This is a genomic window from Marinicella meishanensis (assembly GCF_019931145.1).
GTDB lineage: Bacteria > Pseudomonadota > Gammaproteobacteria > Xanthomonadales > Marinicellaceae > Marinicella > Marinicella meishanensis.
In genome coordinates, this window is sequence record NZ_JAIOUV010000007.1 from 138,208 (window position 1) to 156,478 (window position 18,271).

Below are 18,271 nucleotides of genomic sequence, written 5' to 3' on the forward strand. Positions count from 1 at the left end.
ATAGGAACCCCATGAATTTTCGCAGTGACAACGAAGCCCCCGTACACCAAGCCATCATGCAGGCATTGCTGGACGCCAACCAAGGATTCACCGAGTCCTATGGCTACGACCCTTACAGTGAACAATTCACTGAGCAATGTCAGCAATTGTTTGAAACCTGGTGTGAGGTGTTGCCGTTGACCACCGGCACCGCCGCTAACTCGATTGCCATGACTTTGGCCTGTCCACCTTATGGCTCGATCCTGTGTCATGAACATTCGCACCTGAATGCCGATGAATGCGGTGCCCCGGAGTTTTTCACTGCTGGGGCCAAGCTGATTCCTTTGCCTGGCGCCCATGGCAAAATCGATTTGCCGCACTTGGATCGTTATCTGGCAGGCACTGGCACCCATGGCGAACATGAATGTTTGCCCAGTGTCATCAGCATCACCCAATGCACCGAATCTGGCACCTTGTATTCGCTGGATGAATTGCGCCAGCTACAAGCCATCAAGGACAAATATGGCTTGGCCCTGCACATGGATGGGGCCCGCTTCGCCAATGCGCTGAGCACCCTGGGCTGCTCACCGGCAGCCATGACCTGGCAAGCTGGCATTGACATGCTGTCATTCGGCGCCACCAAAAACGGTGCCATGATGGCCGAGGCACTGATAGTGTTCAACCCTCAACTCACCCAACAGATCAAGCGCTTGCGAAAGCGGGCCGGGCATTTGATCAGTAAGATGCGTTATGTCAGTGCGCAACTGTGCGCTTATTTGCAAGATGATTTGTGGTTGCAATTGGCCCAACACGCCAATCAAATGGCCCAGCAGTTCCATCAGGGCACCACTGGGGCGGTGGAATTCATTCACCCCGTTGAAGCCAATGAAGTTTTTTGTCGCTTACCACTGGCGATGATTGAATCGTTGCAACAGCAAGGCTTTGAGTTTCATGTGTGGCCCGGATCCGATGACATCATCCGCTTGGTATTCTCGCACGCCACCCAAACAGAACAAGTGAATCAATTGGTGACGGCCATCAAGGCCCATGGTTGAATGAGGCGCCATATGGCGTGCAGTCAGGAATTGACCAACTGATAATAGTCGTAGAACTTCATCGCGGTCTTGAAATAGTGTCCTTGCACCTGGTCACAGTCTTCGGTCCGCAACAATTGCAGTTGGGCCTCATTTTCGACCCCTTCGGCCACCGTGGTGATGTTCAGGTTTTTACCCATGGTGATCATGGTCCGCACCAACTCCAGGTCATCCTTGTCCGAGTCAATGTCCCGAATGAATGATTGATCGATTTTCAGCACATCCACCGGGAAATTTTTCAGGTAAGACAATGAAGAATAACCGGTACCAAAATCGTCGATGGCGATGGCGATGCCCAGTTGCGTGACCTCGCTCAAAATGTATTGGCTGTTTTCTACGTTCTGAATCAGGGTTTGTTCGGTCAGTTCCAGTTCCAGATTGCTTGGTGGAAACTGGGTTTCGGACAAGGTGGTTTTCAACCTGTGCAGAAAATCAGGGTGCTCCAGTTGTTTGGCCGACACATTGAATGACATGATCAGCTCAGGATTGGCCTCTAACAATTTCACGAACTGCTTACAACTGGATTCCAGCATGCGCCAGGAAACCGGGATGATCAACGAGGTTTCTTCCAATAAATTGATGAACTCCACCGGTTCAATCACCGCCCCATTGCGGTTCCAGCGCAACAAAGCTTCGGCCCCACATACGGTGTTGTTTTTCAGGTTGTATCGCGGCTGAAAGTGCATTTCAAATTCTTCGTTGTCCTTGGCCAAATGCAAACGCGCGATCAATTGAATGCGGTCTTTGGCTTTCTGTTCAATCTCAGAATCGTAGATGGCAAAGGTGTTGCGGCCCTCATCTTTGGCCCGATACAAGGCGGCATCGGCATGCGACAACAACTCGGTGACGGTGGAACCATGCTGCGGATAAAATGCCACCCCAACACTACCAGTCAAACGAATCAAATGTTCATCAATTTGAATGGGGTATTCCAGCGACTGCAAGAACCGTTTAACCAGTTTGGTCACGTGCTCGGTGCTCATTTCTCCCGGCAAATACACCACAAACTCATCCCCGCCCATGCGGGCAATGACGTCATCATGGCGAAACACCCGGTTGAACAACACCGGTAGTTTTTTCAGCATTTCATCACCCACAGCGTGGCCCAGGGTGTCATTGATGTCTTTGAAATGATCCAGGTCGATGAACAAGATGGTGAATTTCTGTTGGCTGGTTTGGGAGAATTTGACCCGCTTTTCAATGAAATTGGTGATGTAATGGCGGTTGGGCAAATGGGTCAAGGTGTCGTGGTTGGCCAGGTATTCCAACTCAAACTGGACCTTTTCCTTCTCACTGATTTCATTGGCCAGTTGGGCTGACTTGTTTTGGGCTTTTTGCCGCGACATCAGGGTCAGCATGAACAACAACGAAATCAAGGAGCCAGCGCCGGCAATGAAATAAGGCATCGGTGAAATGATCAGCGCCAATGACGACTCGGTCGGATAAACTTTGAACACCCAGCCATTGCTGTCACTGTCCAGGTTTAATTCAAAAAATTCCAAATAGGAATCATCGGTCAAAGTTGGGCCATTTTGAAACACCACATCCTGGCTTGAATAGGCTTTGGTGTAATGGCCGGAGTTGGCCGGATCACCCAATAAATGGTCGATGAATTCTTTGACATGCACCTCTATGCCGAGGAATCCGGCAAAATTTTGTCCTTGGCCAATCGGTTGAAAGATGTACACCACATGGCCGTCGTCGTAGAAAAAGGTGTGGGTGATTTCGGGTTGAAAATTCTCTTTGGAACGGATCAATTTCAATACCACGTCCTCGTCTTGCAGCACTTCGGTGCTCCGTGAACTGTGGTTCTGTAAATAGCCTTCTGACCACTGGCTGTTGAAATCGGCGTCGACCCACCAAATGGAATCAACCCCTTCAATGCGTTCGATGAAGTCATTGGCATCGGAACGCCAGTTGGCTTCTGGCGTGTTGTTGTCTTTGACCCAGCGTTTGCTCATGGCCTTGAGGTCGGCCATCAAATCGAAGGTGCTTTGAATCAAGCGTTTTTCGGTGCGCTCGGCTTGTCCTTTGAGGATTTGTTGCAACACGCCATATTGTTGGTGTTGCACGTAAAAAGCAATGGCGATCGATAAACCAAACAAGATCAGCGCAATGAAAACAGTGCCGATATTGGATTGTTTTTGATTCTGTGGATTAGGTTCCGTCAAGCATGCGCCCTGAGTTGGTTTGCCCGTCAAAGCATAGCATGTAGGTACCGACAAAACAATGCTTTATCGGCATCACAACACCGCCAAATCACCCTTTTCCTGGAGCCAGGATTTGCGTTCAGCCGCGCGTTTTTTGGCCAGCAGCATGTCCATGATTCCATGGGTGTTGTCACCGGCGTTGACCGACAATTGCAACAGCCTTCTGGTGTCCGGTGCAATGGCGCTTTCACGCAATTGACTGGGGTTCATTTCACCCAAGCCCTTGAAACGTGTGACACTGACCTTGCCAGTCATTTTATCCCGTTCAATGCGGTGCAGGATTTGGTCGCGTTCGCTGGAGTCCACTGCATAGAATTTCTTTTTGCCCACATCAATGCGGAACAATGGCGGCATGGCCACAAAAATGTGCCCGGCCCGCACCACCGGCTCAAAATGCCGCAAGAACAAGGCACACAACAAGGTCGCAATGTGCAAACCATCAGAATCCGCATCGGCCAAAATGATGATCTTGCCGTAACGCAAACCCGCCAAGTCGGTGCTGCCAGGATCCACCCCGATGGCCACCGCCAAGTCATGGACTTCTTGCGATGCCATGACCTGATTGGACTCCACTTCCCACGAATTCAGAATTTTTCCTCGCAGCGGCATGATCGCCTGAAACTCTCGGTCACGGGCTTGTTTGGCCGAACCACCGGCCGAGTCACCTTCCACCAAAAACAGCTCGCCCTGCATGGGGTCCTCAGAACTGCAGTCGGCCAATTTACCTGGCAAAGCCGGGCCGGTGGTGACTTTTTTGCGCACCACTTGCTTGGCTTTGCGCAAGCGGTTTTGTGCGTTGTTGATGGCAATCATGGCAATTTGCTCACCTTCTGCCACATGCTGATTCATCCACAAGATGAGGGCGTCTTTGACGTTGTTGGCCACATAAGAGGCCACCGACCGGGAAGACAACCGTTCTTTGGTCTGCCCGGAAAACTGCGGGTCTTTCATTTTGGCTGACAACACATAACTGACCCGGTCCCAGACGTCATCAGGCGCCAGTTTCAGGCCCCTGGGCAGCAAGTTGTGGGCATCGGCAAAATCACGGATGGCCTCGGTCAAACCCGTGCGCAAGCCGTTGACGTGGGTGCCGCCTTGGGCGGTGGGGATCAGGTTCACATAACTTTCGGTGACCAATTCACCTTGGGGGATCCAGGTCAGGGCCCAATCAACAGCAAAGTCTTCATCTTGGTGGTGGCCAATGAATCCCGCTTGCGGTACCTTTTCTTCGACTTCGATGGCGTCCAACAGGTATTCCTGCAAGCCATCCTGGTACTGCCATGACTCGCTGCTGTCATCCAGTTTGTTATTGAATTGCACGGTCAGACCAGAACACAGCACGGCTTTGGCTTTGAGCAGGTGCTTGAGTTTTCTCACCCCCACTTTGGTGGTGTCAAAGTACTCAGCAGCTGGGGTGAACTGGACCCGGGTGCCGGTGTTCTTTTGACCCACTTGACCGACCACTTGCAGGTCGCTGACTTTGTCACCGTGTTCAAAGGCAATGTGGTGTTCTTTGCCATCTCTTTTGATCCACACATCCAAGCGCTCACTCAGGGCATTCACCACCGACACACCCACCCCATGCAAACCGCCGGAAAAGGTGTAGTTTTTGTTGGAGAATTTGCCGCCGGCATGCAATTTGGATAAGATCAATTCAACCCCGGTGACGCCGTGTTCCTGATGCACATCCACCGGCATGCCCCGGCCGTCATCAGCCACTTCGATGCTGCCATCGGTATGCAAGGTCACAGCGATTTTACTGGCATGGCCTTCCAAGGCCTCATCCACGGAATTATCAACCACTTCTTGAATGAGGTGGTTGGGTCTTGAGGTTTCGGTGTACATGCCTGGACGTCGTTTAACGGGGTCCAGACCTGACAACACCTCAATGTCTGATGATTGGTAAGTTTTGGTCATCGGTGCTTCGTCACTCCTGTTCTTTCCATTTGATTGAACAACCCATGGAAGGGTGTTGTTCGCTGTTCACAATACCGGTTTCGATCATTTCCTGCATCGCCAGCAGCAAGTCACGGCGCAAATCAGTGGCCTGGTCATTGATTCCGGCTGCGTTCAAACGACCTCGATAGCGGATGATCCCGGTGGCGTCCATGGCAAATATGTCTGGCGTACACACGGCACCATAGGCTTTGGCCACGGCTTGGGTTTCGTCCCATAAATAAGCAAAAGGATAACCCATTTGTGCGGCCACTGCTTGCATGTTTGGGTAGTCATCTGCCGGATATTGGGTGGTGTCATTGGACATGATGCCTACCACATGAATACCCATGTCAATCAAGGCCTGGCTGTCTTTAACCAAAGCAGTCTGAATCGATTTCACATAAGGACAATGATTACAAATGAACATCACCACCAAGCCCTTCGGCCCCATGGCTTTGGCCAGGTTCCAGCGGGCACCGTCCACCCCCAACAAATCAAAGTCAGGGGCCTTTGTGGCGTTAAATTTCGGCGTATACTTCAGTCCCATCATCATTTCCGTTTGGCTTATCAGGCTCGTCTTCTGTCACAAACACTTCGGTGTAAGCCTGGTATTGGGCACCCAACCCCATGCCACCGGCGGTCACCAATAAAAACAGCACCACCACATTGATCATCATGGCATGGATGCCCCCGGCCAAAGTCATCATCAATGAGAACAACAAACTGGCCACCATCAAGATGGCAAAAAACAACAACATGAACAGCAAGGTCAATGCCATAAAGGCCTTCCAGGTCCGCAGCACGGCCACAGCACTGTACTGCATGGCCTTGAACGGCAGGGTCTGGTGAAACAGAATCAAGGCCGGTGCAAAAGCCAAAGCCACCACCACCGGCAATTGGGTCAACAGACTCAGCAAAGCCCTGAACAAGGATTCTCGGCCAGACATGTTTTTCACCAATTCTTCGGTTAACACCACCGGCAGGCCATAGGCCAGCAGGATTTGATCATGGACATAACTGAACAACACGCTCAACAAGCCTGACAACACCCCCAACACCAGCAGTGGTGCCAATTGGGCTCCGACGGCCTGCCAGCCAGTGCTGGTTGGGTTGGCGGTTTGGCCAGCCAAACGACAACAATTCATCATATAGGCGGTCAACACCGGTGCCACAAACACCATCGCCACCGACATCAACTGGGGGTTGATGCCGCCGACCAGCACCATCAACAAACCCACCAAAATGCAGGCCACAAACCATTGTTTCTTGACCCGTAAAAAGATTTGAATACCGGCGTCAAACCAGCCTTTGCCGTGTTTCCAGGTGAAGGGTTGTGGGTTGAATTGTGGGATGTTGTCACTCATCTTTACTGGTCATCTGGCGCAAATTCATTCGGTGGTGGCTGTCGGCCGGCCGTGGATGGCGGCATCCACCGCATACCAACACAAGGTGGCGGACTTGATTCTGGAAGGGAATTTTTTCACCGTGACCAGGGTGCTGACCTGACCCAATTCAGCAAAAGTTTGGTCTTGGCTGCGTTTGTCCATCATTTGTTTGAACTGGGCAAAGCGGGCTTGCCATTGGGCCACCGACAAGCCGGTGGTCACTTCGGTCATCATCGATGCCGAAGCGGTGGCTATGGCACAACTCTCACCGTCGAAATGGACCGCTTCAAGCACGCCATCCTTGATGGTCAAATAGACTTCAACCAAATCTCCGCAAATGGCATTCAAACCCTCGGCATGGTGAGTCCAAGCGTCAGGTTTGCCAAAATTCCTCGGGTTTCGGTTGTGTTCCAGGATGGCTTGTTTGTACAGTAGATTCAGGTCGCTCATTCAGGCAAACATGGCTTTTGCTTTGAGCAGGGATTCTACCAGAACATCCACTTCTTGTTCAGTATTATAAAACGCCAATGAAGCCCGACAGCTGCCAGCCAACCCAAAAAATTGAAAGATGGGCATGGTGCAATGATGGCCGGTGCGCACCGCCACCCCATAATGGTCAATGATGGTACCGATGTCATGCGCATGGACGCCGTCAATCACGAAGGAAAACACCGGTGACTTTTGTGCTGCGGTACCGATGATGCGCAAACCGTCTACTTGTTGCAGCGCCTGTTCGGTGTAGATCCGCAGTTCATGATCACGCTGTTCAATGCGCTCCAACCCCACCGACAGCATGAATTCAGCAGCGGCTCCCAGGCCAATGCCGCCAGCGATGTTTGGCGTACCGGCTTCGAATTTGGCCGGCACCGCGTTGTACACAGTGGACTCAAAAGTGACCTTGCTGATCATCTCGCCACCACCTTGATAAGGTGGCATGGCATTCAGGTGTTCGGCTTTGCCATACAACACACCTGAGCCAGTTGGACCATACATTTTGTGCCCAGAGACCGTATAAAAGTCACAGTCCAGATCTTGCACATCCACTTTGATGTGTGGTGCGGCTTGAGCACCATCAACCAGGATCGGAACGCCCTGGTCATGGGCCGCCTTGATCAGTTTTTTAACCGGATTGATGGTCCCCAGTGAATTGGAGATGTGCACCACCGACATGAACTTGGTGCGGGCATTGAGCAATCGGTCCAAATCATCCAACACCAACTCGCCTTGTTCATTCATCGGGATGACTTTCAACACCGCACCGGTTTGCTCACACAGGATTTGCCATGGCACGATGTTGGAGTGGTGCTCCAAATGTGAAATCAGGATTTCATCACCGGCTTTGAGGCGACTGCGAACAAAGGTCTGGGCCACCAAATTGACCCCTTCGGTGCAACCCCGCACAAAGATCAGGTCCTTGGGTGACGGCGCATTGATCAGCCGCGCCAGCGAGCCACGGGCCTGCTCATACAGCTCGGTGGCCGATTCACTCATGGCGTGCACCCCGCGATGGATGTTGGCATTGTGGTGCAGGTAATAACCATTGACCGCATCCAATACGGCCAGGGGCCGTTGGGCCGTGGCGGCATTGTCCAGATAGACCAACGGCTTGCCATGGACCTGGTTGTTCAATCCAGGAAACTGATCTCTCAACATACCTGGGCCTCTTGTTCAAATGACTCGATCATGATTTCTCTGGCTTGGGTCAATTCAATGCCTCGCGATTGCAAATAAAACAGCGACTGCTCATCCAATGCCCCAATGGTCGAACCATGGGCCGCCACCACCTCATCGGCATACACTTCCAATTCTGGCTTGCTGAAAATTTTGGCGTCTGCTGACAGCAGGATGTTCTTCAAGTCCTGTTCGATCTCTGATTGATCGGCACCCACGGCCACCAACGCCCTGGCGTTGTTGAAAATTTGTGACTGGTCTTTGGCGATCGATCGGTGGGTGACTTCTGAGCGGTTGTTTTTTTGATTATGAATCACATTAACAATATCGCATATATTATTGTTTAATATGGATTTATTTATTGATCCAGAAACGTATTTTGCCCCTACTCCTGCAAACTGGACTTGCCTTTGGTGGTGCTGCAGCGCGCCATTGCTGCGCTGGTGCATGGCCCGCACGTCAGCCCCATCGGCCAACTCCATGTGATCGAATTGCACCAACATGGCCTCTGGCTGCAGCCGCGATGTGACTTCACGTTTGACCTGAGCCCCTGGCCCCACAGCCCAATGCGACACCAGGTTGATGCGATCGCCAACATGGGTTTCCTTGATGGTGACCTGACAGTTGCTGGCCAGTTTGAACTGGTTCCTCAAATTAAGCCAATGTTCGCCCTCATGCACATAAATCAACTCAACCACATGGGCTGGATTGGTTTGTTCTGCGGCCACGACCAGGAACACCCCGCCATGCAGCCCAGCTTGGTTCAACACCACCATGCCCTGTTCGCTTGGATGTGCCTGTGGCTGCACGTCTTGCCAATCAGCCGCGGCCATTTGGCTGATCGGTTCAACGGTCAACCAATCGGGTTGATCCGAATGCCACTGGATACCCTGCTGGCTGACCACAATCACGGTGTGATCGACTGCATTCGGTGTGGGTAACTCAGGCGCATTTTCAGCAGTCATTTGGGCTTGCAGGCGGTTGACATCGGCATAACGCCAGATTTCCATTTTGCGGTGCGGTACCGACATCGATGACAGTTGCTGAATGGCCGCTTGCTGTTTGTCGCGCAGCCATTGTGGCGCCCCAGCCGGCAATGATTGGCCTGACTCTGCTGGCCCCAACCACGTCATCGCCTCACTCATTGAGCCAGCCATAGCCTTGCTCCTCCAATTCCAATGCCAAACCCTTGTCACCGGATTTGACGATTTTGCCATCAGCCAACACATGCACATAGTCTGGCTGGATGTGGTCCAACAACCGTTGGTAGTGGGTGATGATGATGAACGAACGATCCGGTGAGCGCAATTGATTGACGCCATCGGCGACGATTTTCAATGCGTCGATGTCCAGACCGGAATCGGTTTCATCCAAGATCGCCAATTTGGGTTCCAACACGCCCATCTGAAACACTTCATTGCGTTTTTTCTCGCCACCCGAAAAACCCACATTCACCGGCCTTTTAAGCAAATCATCACGCATGTTCAAATCTTTGATCTTTTGTTTCACCATGCGCAAGAATTGGGCCGAATCCATCGGCTCTTCACCACGGTATTTGCGTTGAGAATTCAAGGCGGTGCGCAAAAAGTACATGTTGTTCACACCGGGAATCTCCACCGGGTACTGGAAGGCCAGAAACACCCCTTCGGCGGCCCGCTCTTCAGGCTCCAGCTCCAGCAGGTTTTTGCCCATGTACTCAACGCTGCCGCTGGTCAGCTCAACATGCGGCATGCCCGCCAGTAAGTTACCCAGGGTGCTTTTACCGGCCCCATTGGGCCCCATGATGGCATGCACTTCACCGGGTTTCACCGTCAGGTTCAAACCTTTAAGGATTTCTTTGTCGCCGGCATTGGCGACCACTTGGTCAATTTTTAACATCAGCCGATGGCTCCTTCTAATGAGATGTCTAACAAGGCTTTTGCTTCCACAGCAAACTCCATGGGTAATTCTTTGAACACTTCTTTGCAAAACCCATCAACAATTAAGGAGATGGCGTCTTCCTCGGTGATGCCGCGTTGCAAGCAATAATTCAATTGGTCTTCAGATATTTTTGACGTGGTCGCCTCGTGTTCCAGCTTGGCCGTCATGTTGGCCGATTCGGTGTAGGGAAAGGTATGGGCACCACAGGATTTACCAATCAACAGGGAATCACATTGGGTGAAATTACGGGCATGATCGGCTTTCTTGGCCACCCGCACCAAGCCGCGGTAGGCATTTTGGCTTTTACCCACTGAAATGCCTTTGGATATGACCGTGCTTTTGGTGTTTTTGCCCAAATGAATCATTTTGGTGCCGGTGTCGGCTTGTTGGTGGTTGTTGGTCAAAGCCACCGAATAAAACTCACCACTGGAATGGTCACCGCGCAACACACAACTGGGGTATTTCCAGGTGATGGCCGAACCGGTTTCCACTTGAGTCCAAGAGATTTTCGAGTTCTTACCCAAGCAATTACCCCGCTTGGTGACAAAGTTGTAAATGCCCCCTTTGCCGTCTTCATCACCCGGGTACCAATTTTGCACCGTGGAATATTTGATTTTGGCATCGTCCATGGCCACCAGCTCCACCACCGCTGCGTGTAACTGATTTTCATCGCGCATTGGTGCGGTACAGCCTTCCAGATAACTGACGTATGAACCGGCTTCGGCCACGATCAAGGTGCGCTCAAACTGGCCCGTGTTGATGGCATTGATGCGAAAATAGGTCGACAACTCCATGGGACAGCGCACCCCTTTGGGGATGTAGACAAATGAGCCATCACTGAACACCGCCGCATTTAAAGCAGCGAAGTAGTTGTCTGAAGCCGGCACCACCGAACCCAAGTATTGCTTGATCAATTCCGGGTGATCCTGCACCGCCTCGGAAAACGAGGAAAATATCACCCCCACCTGTTCCAGTTCGGCTTTGAAGGTGGTGCCCACCGACACCGAATCAAACACCGCATCCACCGCCACCCCGGCCAAGCGTTCACGTTCATGCAGTGGCACACCCAGCTTGTCATAGGTTTCCAGCAATTTAGGATCCACTTCATCCAAAGACTTGGGGGCGTTTTCCTTGTTGGCATTGGGTGATGAATAATAGGAAATGGCCTGAAAATCAATCGGTGGGATGTTCAACTTGGCCCATTCAGGCTGCTGCATGTTCTGCCACTTGCGAAAGGCATCCAAGCGATAATCCAACAACCACTGTGGTTCATCTTTCTTGGCCGAAATCAAGCGGATGGTGTCCTCATCCAAGCCAGGCGGTATGGTATAGGACTCAATGTCGGTCACAAAGCCTTCTTTGTATTTTTTTCGGGCCCGGTCTTTGACCACTCGATTGGGTTCTTCCGCAGCCGCCGCTGGGTTGTCTGTGTTTTGCTTCATGGTGTTCACGGTTTGATTTGTAAAGTGATTTTTTTCTGGTCGTCCAGAATGTCACTGACGGTGACACTCTCCAGGGCTTTGAGAATGACCTGGTTGACCCGCTTCATGCCGGCGCTCATGTAACATGCATCGGTTAAATGACAGGCGGCATCGTCTTCAGCACAATCGGTCAGCGACATGCCCCCCTCCATCGCCTTGATCACTTCGTGCAAAGAGATGTCTTGTTTGCTTTTGACCAAAAAGTAACCGCCGGTGGCGCCGCGCTTGGCGGCCAACAAACCGGCTTTTTTCAACTGCTTGAGGATTTTGCTGGCGGTCGGCGTTTCCAAGCCAGTGGCCCGGGCCACCTGTTCGGCAGACGCCGGCACATCTGACTTTTTCAAAGCCATGATCACCATAAAGGCATACTCGGTTAATTTGGACATTTTCAGCATGGCGCGGATTATAGCACCAAATAGGACTGATTAAGTACTATTTAAAATCAAAAGCCCCCATTTCAAGCCACCGCCTGGCAATGATGTGATGCAATGTTCACCCGTTCGTGATTTTTTTGTGATCTTTTGTTGGCACAATGTGGGTCATTGAATCCAGCAAATCAGGAGCCACCATGACCCACATCATCAGCTCAATCAAACAGCAGAAAAAGATCCAGATTGACCCACAAATCAACGAACAAATCAAAGCCCTGCACCGCCAATTGGTGGCTTTAAGTTTTTCTCAAGGCAGCCAATCAGTGGCTTAACGCAAAACCTTGGATCAGATCCATGCCTTGCGGCAGTCAGGCTAACCGTTGGGTTCGTTGCTGCTTAACCCTGGCTGTTCTTGATTTCAACCGCGGTACCTGGCTGTAAGTTGTCGGCACCGCGAATCACCACTTGGTCACCGGCTTTGAGGTCGGCATCAATGGCAATCAAATCACCGACATTTTCATTGGCTTTGACACTGACTTGCTCCACCGTGTTGGCCGCCGACACTTTGAACACGAAGGTGCCGTTTTCGCGCAACACCAAGGCATCCTGATTGACCACCAGAGACGATCGTGCCTGATACATGGGCACCGAAACACTGACCAATTGACCAATGGTCAGGTCATGGGTGTTGGTAAATTGCAGCCTGAGCTCATAGGACTGGTTGCGGTTGTTGCCCGCAGGCACCAACGATTTGACCACGCCCTGTTGGTTGATTTCATGCGCAAACAAATCCAGTGATTGTCCCACTTGGATGAATTTGGCATAGCGCAATGGCACCTGAGCCCGAATTTCCAAGTTGTCCATGTCGGTGACCGCAGCCAGCACCGTGCCTGCCGCCACTGTTTCACCTTCACGCCGGTCGCGTTGCGACACCACCCCATGGAATTGGGCTTTGATCACCGACCGCTCCAACTGCTCTTGAATCTGTGCCAAGCGCAGCTGCGCCACTTCCAAATCACTGGCCGCGACGTCGCGTTGAGACTCCGATTGTTCCACCGCGTTGGCCGCTATGGACTGGGCTTTGACCAGGTCTTGCTGTCGCCGCAGTGTGGTTTCCAGGTAATTGAGTTGGGCGGTGGCCCGTTTGATCAAAGCCTGTTGCTCTGCTTGTTGCAGTTCCAGTGCTTGGGTGTTCATTTTGACAATCACATCACCCGGTGCCAAGGCGGTCCCGGGTTCGGCCACAAATTCCAATTGACCGGTGATGGCGGCCGTAATCTGTAAGGCATTTTGGCTGTGAACATTGCCGGTAACCGGCATGGTCGGCACCACTTCTGTTTGTTTCACGGTGTCAGTGATGACCGGCACACCGGGGACTTGAACGGGCTCTTGGGCCCAGGCCCAGGGGCCACTGAGCAACAACGCCCAGGTGAAGATTTTTTTCATGATTGTACTCCAGGATCTTGGGCCACTTGGGCCATGCCTTTGGCGGATTGGGGTGATTCACTGGGCTGTTGGCCGCCAATGGCTTGCTTGATGCGTTCAAGCCAGCCACCAGGTTGTCCCAGCAACAGCAAGCTGGGCATCAGCAACAAGGTGAACAACAAACTGAACACCATGCCGCCGATGATGACGGTGGCCAATCCCCGGTAGATGTCGGACCCAACCCCCGGGATGACCAACAAGGGCAGCATGCCAAAGATGCTGGTCAAGGTACTCATATACACCGGCCTGACCCGCACCCGCACCGCTTGTTGGACGGCTTCCCAGCGCGCCAAGCCTTGGCGTTCGCCGTCGCGGGTTTGACTGACCAACAAGATGGCGTTGTTGACCACCAGGCCCAGCAAGATGATGAAGCCAATCATGGTCAACATGTCCAGGGATTGGTAAGCCACCAGGTTCAGTAATTTCAAAGCCAACAGGCCACCAGCCAGGGCCAGTGGCATCACGGCCAACACCAACAAGGAATCGCGCATTGATTTGAAAATGGCGGCCATCATCAAAAACAAAATCAACACCGCCAGCAAGAAATTCTTCAACATGTCACCCAAGGCCGATTCCAAACGGTCGGCACTGCCCTTGTATTGGATGGCGGCCCCATCAGGCAGGAATTCACGCATCTGTGGTCCGGCCACCAGGCGCAATTTCTCCAAGGCCTCTTCCACCGTCATGTGGGCCGCAGGCAGCACTTGCAGGCTGATGGTTTTTTGACCATCAACCCGTTGGATGCTGCTGGGCCCCACCGTGCGTTCGATGCGCGCCAAAGAGCCAATGGTTTGGGCCCCGGCCAATGGGGTGGCCACCGGAATGGCGGCCAGTTGATCGGGATTGGACCAACCGGCAGAACGCAAAATCATGTTGTAGCGGTTGTTGCCATCAAAATATTCACCCACAAACAAACCACCGGTGAAGGAGCGGATGGCACTGGCCAGCCCCCGTGAAGTCAAGCCCACTTCGGTGATGCGGTGTTCATTGGGAATGATCTGTAATTCGGGTTCAGACAATGACAAGCCAGACAAGGGACGGACCATGGCTCCGGGCAAGGCTTGCTGCAGGACCGGCATGCTTTGCCTGGCCGCCTGCATCAAACCAGAGATGTCAGAGCCTTGCAAATTGACGGTGATGGAGCGCCCACCGTTGTTGCCCACACCCAGCAGGGAGGCCCGGCTGGGAAACGCGGTGGTGTCAGGTATGCCTTTGAGCAAGTCGCCACTGAGCAGTTCGACAAATTGTTCGGTGTCTTCTGGGTTCAGGGGATACAAGTACAAAATGCTGTTGGTGCCAAACATCGACAGGTTGTAGCCTTTGATGAACGGTGCTTTTTGGTGTTCCATGTGGGGTCGCAAACGGTCCACAATCAATTGCCCAATCTCATGTTCATACACATCGGTGGTCACCCCCGGCGGGGCATTGAAGAACACCTGCACGGCATCGGCTTTGGCTGGCGGTAAGAAGTCCGCTTTCGGCATCAAAAACACCACGATGGCCAAAGACATGGCGGCCAAACCACCCACCCATGACAGCCGTTTGACCGGCGTACCGGTGGCCCGCATGACCCAAGCGGTGATGCGTTCCCAAGCCGATTCACAGGGGTCGGCTTTTTGTTGGCCTTGCAACCACAACCGACTGGCCACCGGAATGATCGAAATGGCGGCCAAAAAAGAGGCCATGACACTGACCGACAGGGTGATGGCCAAATCTGAAAACATCTGACCTTCCATGCCTTCCAAAAACAAAATGGGTAAAAAGATCGCGATGGTGGTGACGGTGGAAGCAAACAAGGCCCCTTTGACTTGTTCGGTGCCTTTGACCACGGCCTCCTGCAATGACACCCCGTTTTGTTTGTAACGCACGATGTTTTCTTGCACGATGATTGCCGCGTCCAAGATCAATCCTACGGCAAAGGCCAAGCCGGCCAATGAAATCACATTCAACGACAACTCAAACACTTTGAGGGCCATGAAGGCCACCATCAAAGACACCGGAATGGCGGTGGCAATGATCAAGGTGGCCCGCCGATCCCGCAAGAAGAAGAACAACACGGCGATCGACAGCATCACACCCAGGCCCAAATTGTTCTTGACCAAATCAATGGCCCGTCGAATGTAAACCGACGAGTCATAACTCAATTCAATGATCAAACCGGCCTCATCCAAGGGACCCTCATTCAATTCTTTGATGGCCACATTGACTTCATCCAAGATCTCCACGGTGTTGGAGTCGGTGCCACTTTGTAAGGTGATGTAATAAGACGGGTAGCCATTGCGTTTGTTGACCCCAAAACCATCCACCGGGATTTTTTCCACGGTGGCCACTTCATGCAATTGGATCGGCCGCCCATCCACCCAGGCGATGATCATCGACTCCAAACCGTCCAAATCGTGCTGGCCCAAAAACCGCACGGTGTATTGCCGCCGGCCCACATCGGCAAAGCCAGCCGACACGTCATTGGCCGCGGCGATGGATTGTGAAATGCTGCTCACCGGCACCCCCAAAGCGGCGGCCTGATAGGGGTCAAAGTTGATCCGCACTTCCAATGGTCGGCGGCTGTTCATGTTGACCCGGCTGACCCCTGGGATGCGGGCCAAGCGGGGCTCAATCACTTCATCAAAAACATATTCATAGCGCTCTGAAGTGTAATCGGCATCCACATTGTCTTTTTGGGTGTAAACTTGGATCGATGCCACGTTGGGCTGCCCTTGCCCACCGACCGCCACAAAAGGCTCGCCAGCATCGGCCGGTAATGGTGGGGCTTGGTTGAGGTTGTTGATGACATTGATCAGCGCTTGTTGCAGATCGGTGTCTTGTTCAAAGGTCAAGGTGGTGTTGGTGAAACCCCGATTGATGTTGCTGGTGATTTCTTTCAGACCTGGGGTGCGTCGGAGAATGGTTTCCTGCGGCTCTATGATGTTGGATTCCATTTCCGCAGGAGCGGCTGCTCGCCAGTTGTTGAAAATGGATATTTGGGGTTGTGACAATGGCGGTAACAATTGCAAGGGGCGGTCCTTGATGGACAAATAACCAAACAACACAATGAGGGCGAGGATGACCGCCATGCTGGCCGGGTTGTTCAAACTGACTTTGGTTATGTTCATGCCACACCTGATTTTTTCAGCCAGTTTACCAACGGGTCAACCCGCTTCAATGTGCCATTAGACCCTATTTACGAAGAACGCTGTAGGCCAAAAGTCACGGTCTGTCAATCCATGAACAAAAAATAGCCAGCCATACATTCGGCGCTTAACGCTTGTAAATTTCGGTGTATAATGCAGCACTTTTTACAGACGGCCACCGACGGAATTGATCCCCCATGTTGTTTAACAGCCTATCGTTTTTTGTGTTTCTGGTGGTTGTGCTGGTGGTCAGTGCCATCCTGCGTCGGTTGCACAAAGGCTCTGAACTGTGGTTTTTGGTGTTTGCCAGTGCTTATTTTTATGGCCAGTGGAATTGGTCCTATCTGATCCTGATCTACATCACCATCGTCTGTGACTTCATCTTGGGTCTCAAGTACTTTCGCAGTGACCAGCCACACAAATTCCTGTACCTCAGTTTGACCGTCAATTTGGGTATTCTGGGGATCTTCAAGTACCTCAACTTCCTGGTGGATTCCTCCAATGCGGTGTTGCAGGGTGCGGGGTTTTCTTATGCCATCCCAGGTGTTGAGTTGTTGTTACCGGTGGGCATCTCGTTTTACACCTTCCAGAGCATGAGCTACATGATTGACATCCACCGCGGCCAGTTACAACCGCGAACCCGTTTTGTTGATTATGCTTTGTTTGTTTCCTTCTTTCCGCAACTGGTGGCAGGACCCATCGTGCGGGCCTCGGAGTTTTTCAAACAACTGGATGAAAAACGCCATTTCAGTTTTGCCATGGCCCAATCCGGCTTGTTGTTGATCATGTTGGGCTTGGTCAAGAAAGTGGTGTTTGCCGACAACCTGGCCTTATTTGTTGACCCCGTTTTCAACAACCCGCAAGGCTATTCAGGCATGATGAATTTGTTGGCCGTGTATGCTTTTGCCTTTCAAATTTATTTTGATTTTTCCGGGTATTCAGACATCGCCATCGGTGTGGCCAAACTGTTGGGCTTCACCTTTCCCCGCAACTTCATGCACCCTTATGTGTCTTTGAGCTTCCAAGACTTCTGGCGACGCTGGCACATGACCCTGTCGCGTTGGTTGCGTGATTACCTGTACATCTCTTTGGGCGGCAACCGCAAGGGGGCCTACAAAACCATGCGCAATCTGTTTTTGACCATGTTTTTGGGTGGCTTGTGGCACGGCGCATCATGGAATTTTGCCATCTGGGGCGTGTTGCACGGGGTCTATCTGGCCGTGGAACGCTTCAACAGCAAGTTCCAATGGATTGTGTTGAATAACAAACATTTGATATTCCGCTTGTTGAAATGGTTGTTGGTGTTCCATCTGGTGTGTTTCGCTTGGATCTTTTTCCGGGCCGCCGATTTCACTGACAGCGCCACCATGATCCACCACATTTTCACCCTGCACGGTGAATTCAAATTCACCACCAACAACACCATACCCATTTTGGTCATTGCCCTGTTGCCCCTGTTGCACCTGCTGCAAGCCAAACTTGACTTGTTTGAAAAATCCAGCACTTTGAAGACCGCACCTTATGTCACATTGCAGTGTCTTTTGGCCATCGTGTTGTATTTGTTCAGCAGCCAAAACACCGGCTCATTCATGTATTTCCAATTCTGATT

The 18,271-nt window shown here is 52.0% G+C and carries 15 protein-coding genes; 3 read left to right on the forward strand and 12 right to left on the reverse strand.

The genetic code is table 11. The features are described from left to right. Positions 1 to 11 precede the first annotated feature (11 nt). Entirely contained in the window at positions 12 to 1,034 is a 1,023-nt protein-coding gene (locus K7G70_RS12945) for a threonine aldolase family protein (RefSeq protein ID WP_223789076.1), read from the forward strand. A 23-nt stretch (positions 1,035 to 1,057) separates the two neighbouring features. Here the strand turns inward: K7G70_RS12945 and K7G70_RS12950 are convergent, their stop codons facing one another. The 10 genes from K7G70_RS12950 to K7G70_RS12995 form a co-directional block, all read right to left on the reverse strand. Continuing rightward, a complete protein-coding gene (locus tag K7G70_RS12950) occupies positions 1,058 to 3,244 on the reverse strand; it encodes a putative bifunctional diguanylate cyclase/phosphodiesterase (RefSeq protein ID WP_223789077.1) in 2,187 nt (728 codons plus the stop codon). Positions 3,245 to 3,316: 72 nt separating this feature from the next. Beyond that, positions 3,317 to 5,200, reverse strand: a complete 1,884-nt coding sequence (gene parE, locus K7G70_RS12955; RefSeq protein ID WP_223789078.1) for a DNA topoisomerase IV subunit B — start codon at positions 5,198 to 5,200, stop codon at positions 3,317 to 3,319. A 10-nt stretch (positions 5,201 to 5,210) separates the two neighbouring features. Beyond that, positions 5,211 to 5,768, reverse strand: coding sequence for a thioredoxin family protein (locus tag K7G70_RS12960; protein WP_223789079.1), 558 nt, complete (start codon positions 5,766 to 5,768; stop codon positions 5,211 to 5,213). Next, positions 5,740 to 6,585: a BPSS1780 family membrane protein gene (locus tag K7G70_RS12965; protein WP_223789080.1), complete on the reverse strand. Its 846-nt coding sequence runs from the start codon at positions 6,583 to 6,585 to the stop codon at positions 5,740 to 5,742. The genes K7G70_RS12960 and K7G70_RS12965 overlap by 29 nt, the downstream gene beginning before the upstream one ends. Positions 6,586 to 6,609: 24 nt before the next feature. After that, complete coding sequence (sufU, locus tag K7G70_RS12970; RefSeq protein ID WP_223789081.1) at positions 6,610 to 7,056, reverse strand: Fe-S cluster assembly sulfur transfer protein SufU; 447 nt, start codon at positions 7,054 to 7,056, stop codon at positions 6,610 to 6,612. Further along, positions 7,057 to 8,259, reverse strand: a complete 1,203-nt coding sequence (locus tag K7G70_RS12975; protein ID WP_223789082.1) for an aminotransferase class V-fold PLP-dependent enzyme — start codon at positions 8,257 to 8,259, stop codon at positions 7,057 to 7,059. After that, positions 8,253 to 9,434, reverse strand: coding sequence for a SufD family Fe-S cluster assembly protein (locus K7G70_RS12980; protein WP_223789083.1), 1,182 nt, complete (start codon positions 9,432 to 9,434; stop codon positions 8,253 to 8,255). The genes K7G70_RS12975 and K7G70_RS12980 overlap by 7 nt, the downstream gene beginning before the upstream one ends. Continuing rightward, positions 9,415 to 10,155 carry a Fe-S cluster assembly ATPase SufC gene (gene sufC / locus K7G70_RS12985; protein WP_223789084.1) on the reverse strand — a complete coding sequence of 247 codons (741 nt, stop codon included), beginning with the start codon at positions 10,153 to 10,155 and terminating at the stop codon, positions 9,415 to 9,417. Before sufC ends, K7G70_RS12980 begins: the two co-directional genes overlap by 20 nt. After that, complete coding sequence (gene sufB / locus K7G70_RS12990; protein WP_223789085.1) at positions 10,155 to 11,639, reverse strand: Fe-S cluster assembly protein SufB; 1,485 nt, start codon at positions 11,637 to 11,639, stop codon at positions 10,155 to 10,157. Before sufB ends, sufC begins: the two co-directional genes overlap by 1 nt. Positions 11,640 to 11,644: 5 nt before the next feature. Continuing rightward, positions 11,645 to 12,073, reverse strand: coding sequence for an SUF system Fe-S cluster assembly regulator (locus tag K7G70_RS12995; RefSeq protein ID WP_223789086.1), 429 nt, complete (start codon positions 12,071 to 12,073; stop codon positions 11,645 to 11,647). A 173-nt stretch (positions 12,074 to 12,246) separates the two neighbouring features. Between K7G70_RS12995 and K7G70_RS17945 the strand changes: the two genes are divergently transcribed. After that, entirely contained in the window at positions 12,247 to 12,381 is a 135-nt protein-coding gene (locus K7G70_RS17945; protein ID WP_255590059.1) for a hypothetical protein, read from the forward strand. Between the two features lie 64 nt (positions 12,382 to 12,445). Here K7G70_RS17945 and K7G70_RS13000 read toward each other — a convergent pair whose 3' ends face one another. Both K7G70_RS13000 and K7G70_RS13005 read right to left on the reverse strand, forming a co-directional pair. Beyond that, positions 12,446 to 13,495: an efflux RND transporter periplasmic adaptor subunit gene (locus K7G70_RS13000; protein ID WP_223789087.1), complete on the reverse strand. Its 1,050-nt coding sequence runs from the start codon at positions 13,493 to 13,495 to the stop codon at positions 12,446 to 12,448. After that, complete coding sequence (locus K7G70_RS13005) at positions 13,492 to 16,644, reverse strand: efflux RND transporter permease subunit (protein ID WP_223789088.1); 3,153 nt, start codon at positions 16,642 to 16,644, stop codon at positions 13,492 to 13,494. The genes K7G70_RS13000 and K7G70_RS13005 overlap by 4 nt, the downstream gene beginning before the upstream one ends. Before the next feature lie 215 nt (positions 16,645 to 16,859). On the opposite strand from K7G70_RS13005, the gene K7G70_RS13010 reads away from it, so the two are divergent. Further along, the gene (locus tag K7G70_RS13010; RefSeq protein ID WP_223789089.1) at positions 16,860 to 18,269 is read left to right on the forward strand and encodes an MBOAT family O-acyltransferase; all 1,410 of its coding nucleotides are present in this window, start codon (positions 16,860 to 16,862) and stop codon (positions 18,267 to 18,269) included. Positions 18,270 to 18,271 lie beyond the last annotated feature (2 nt).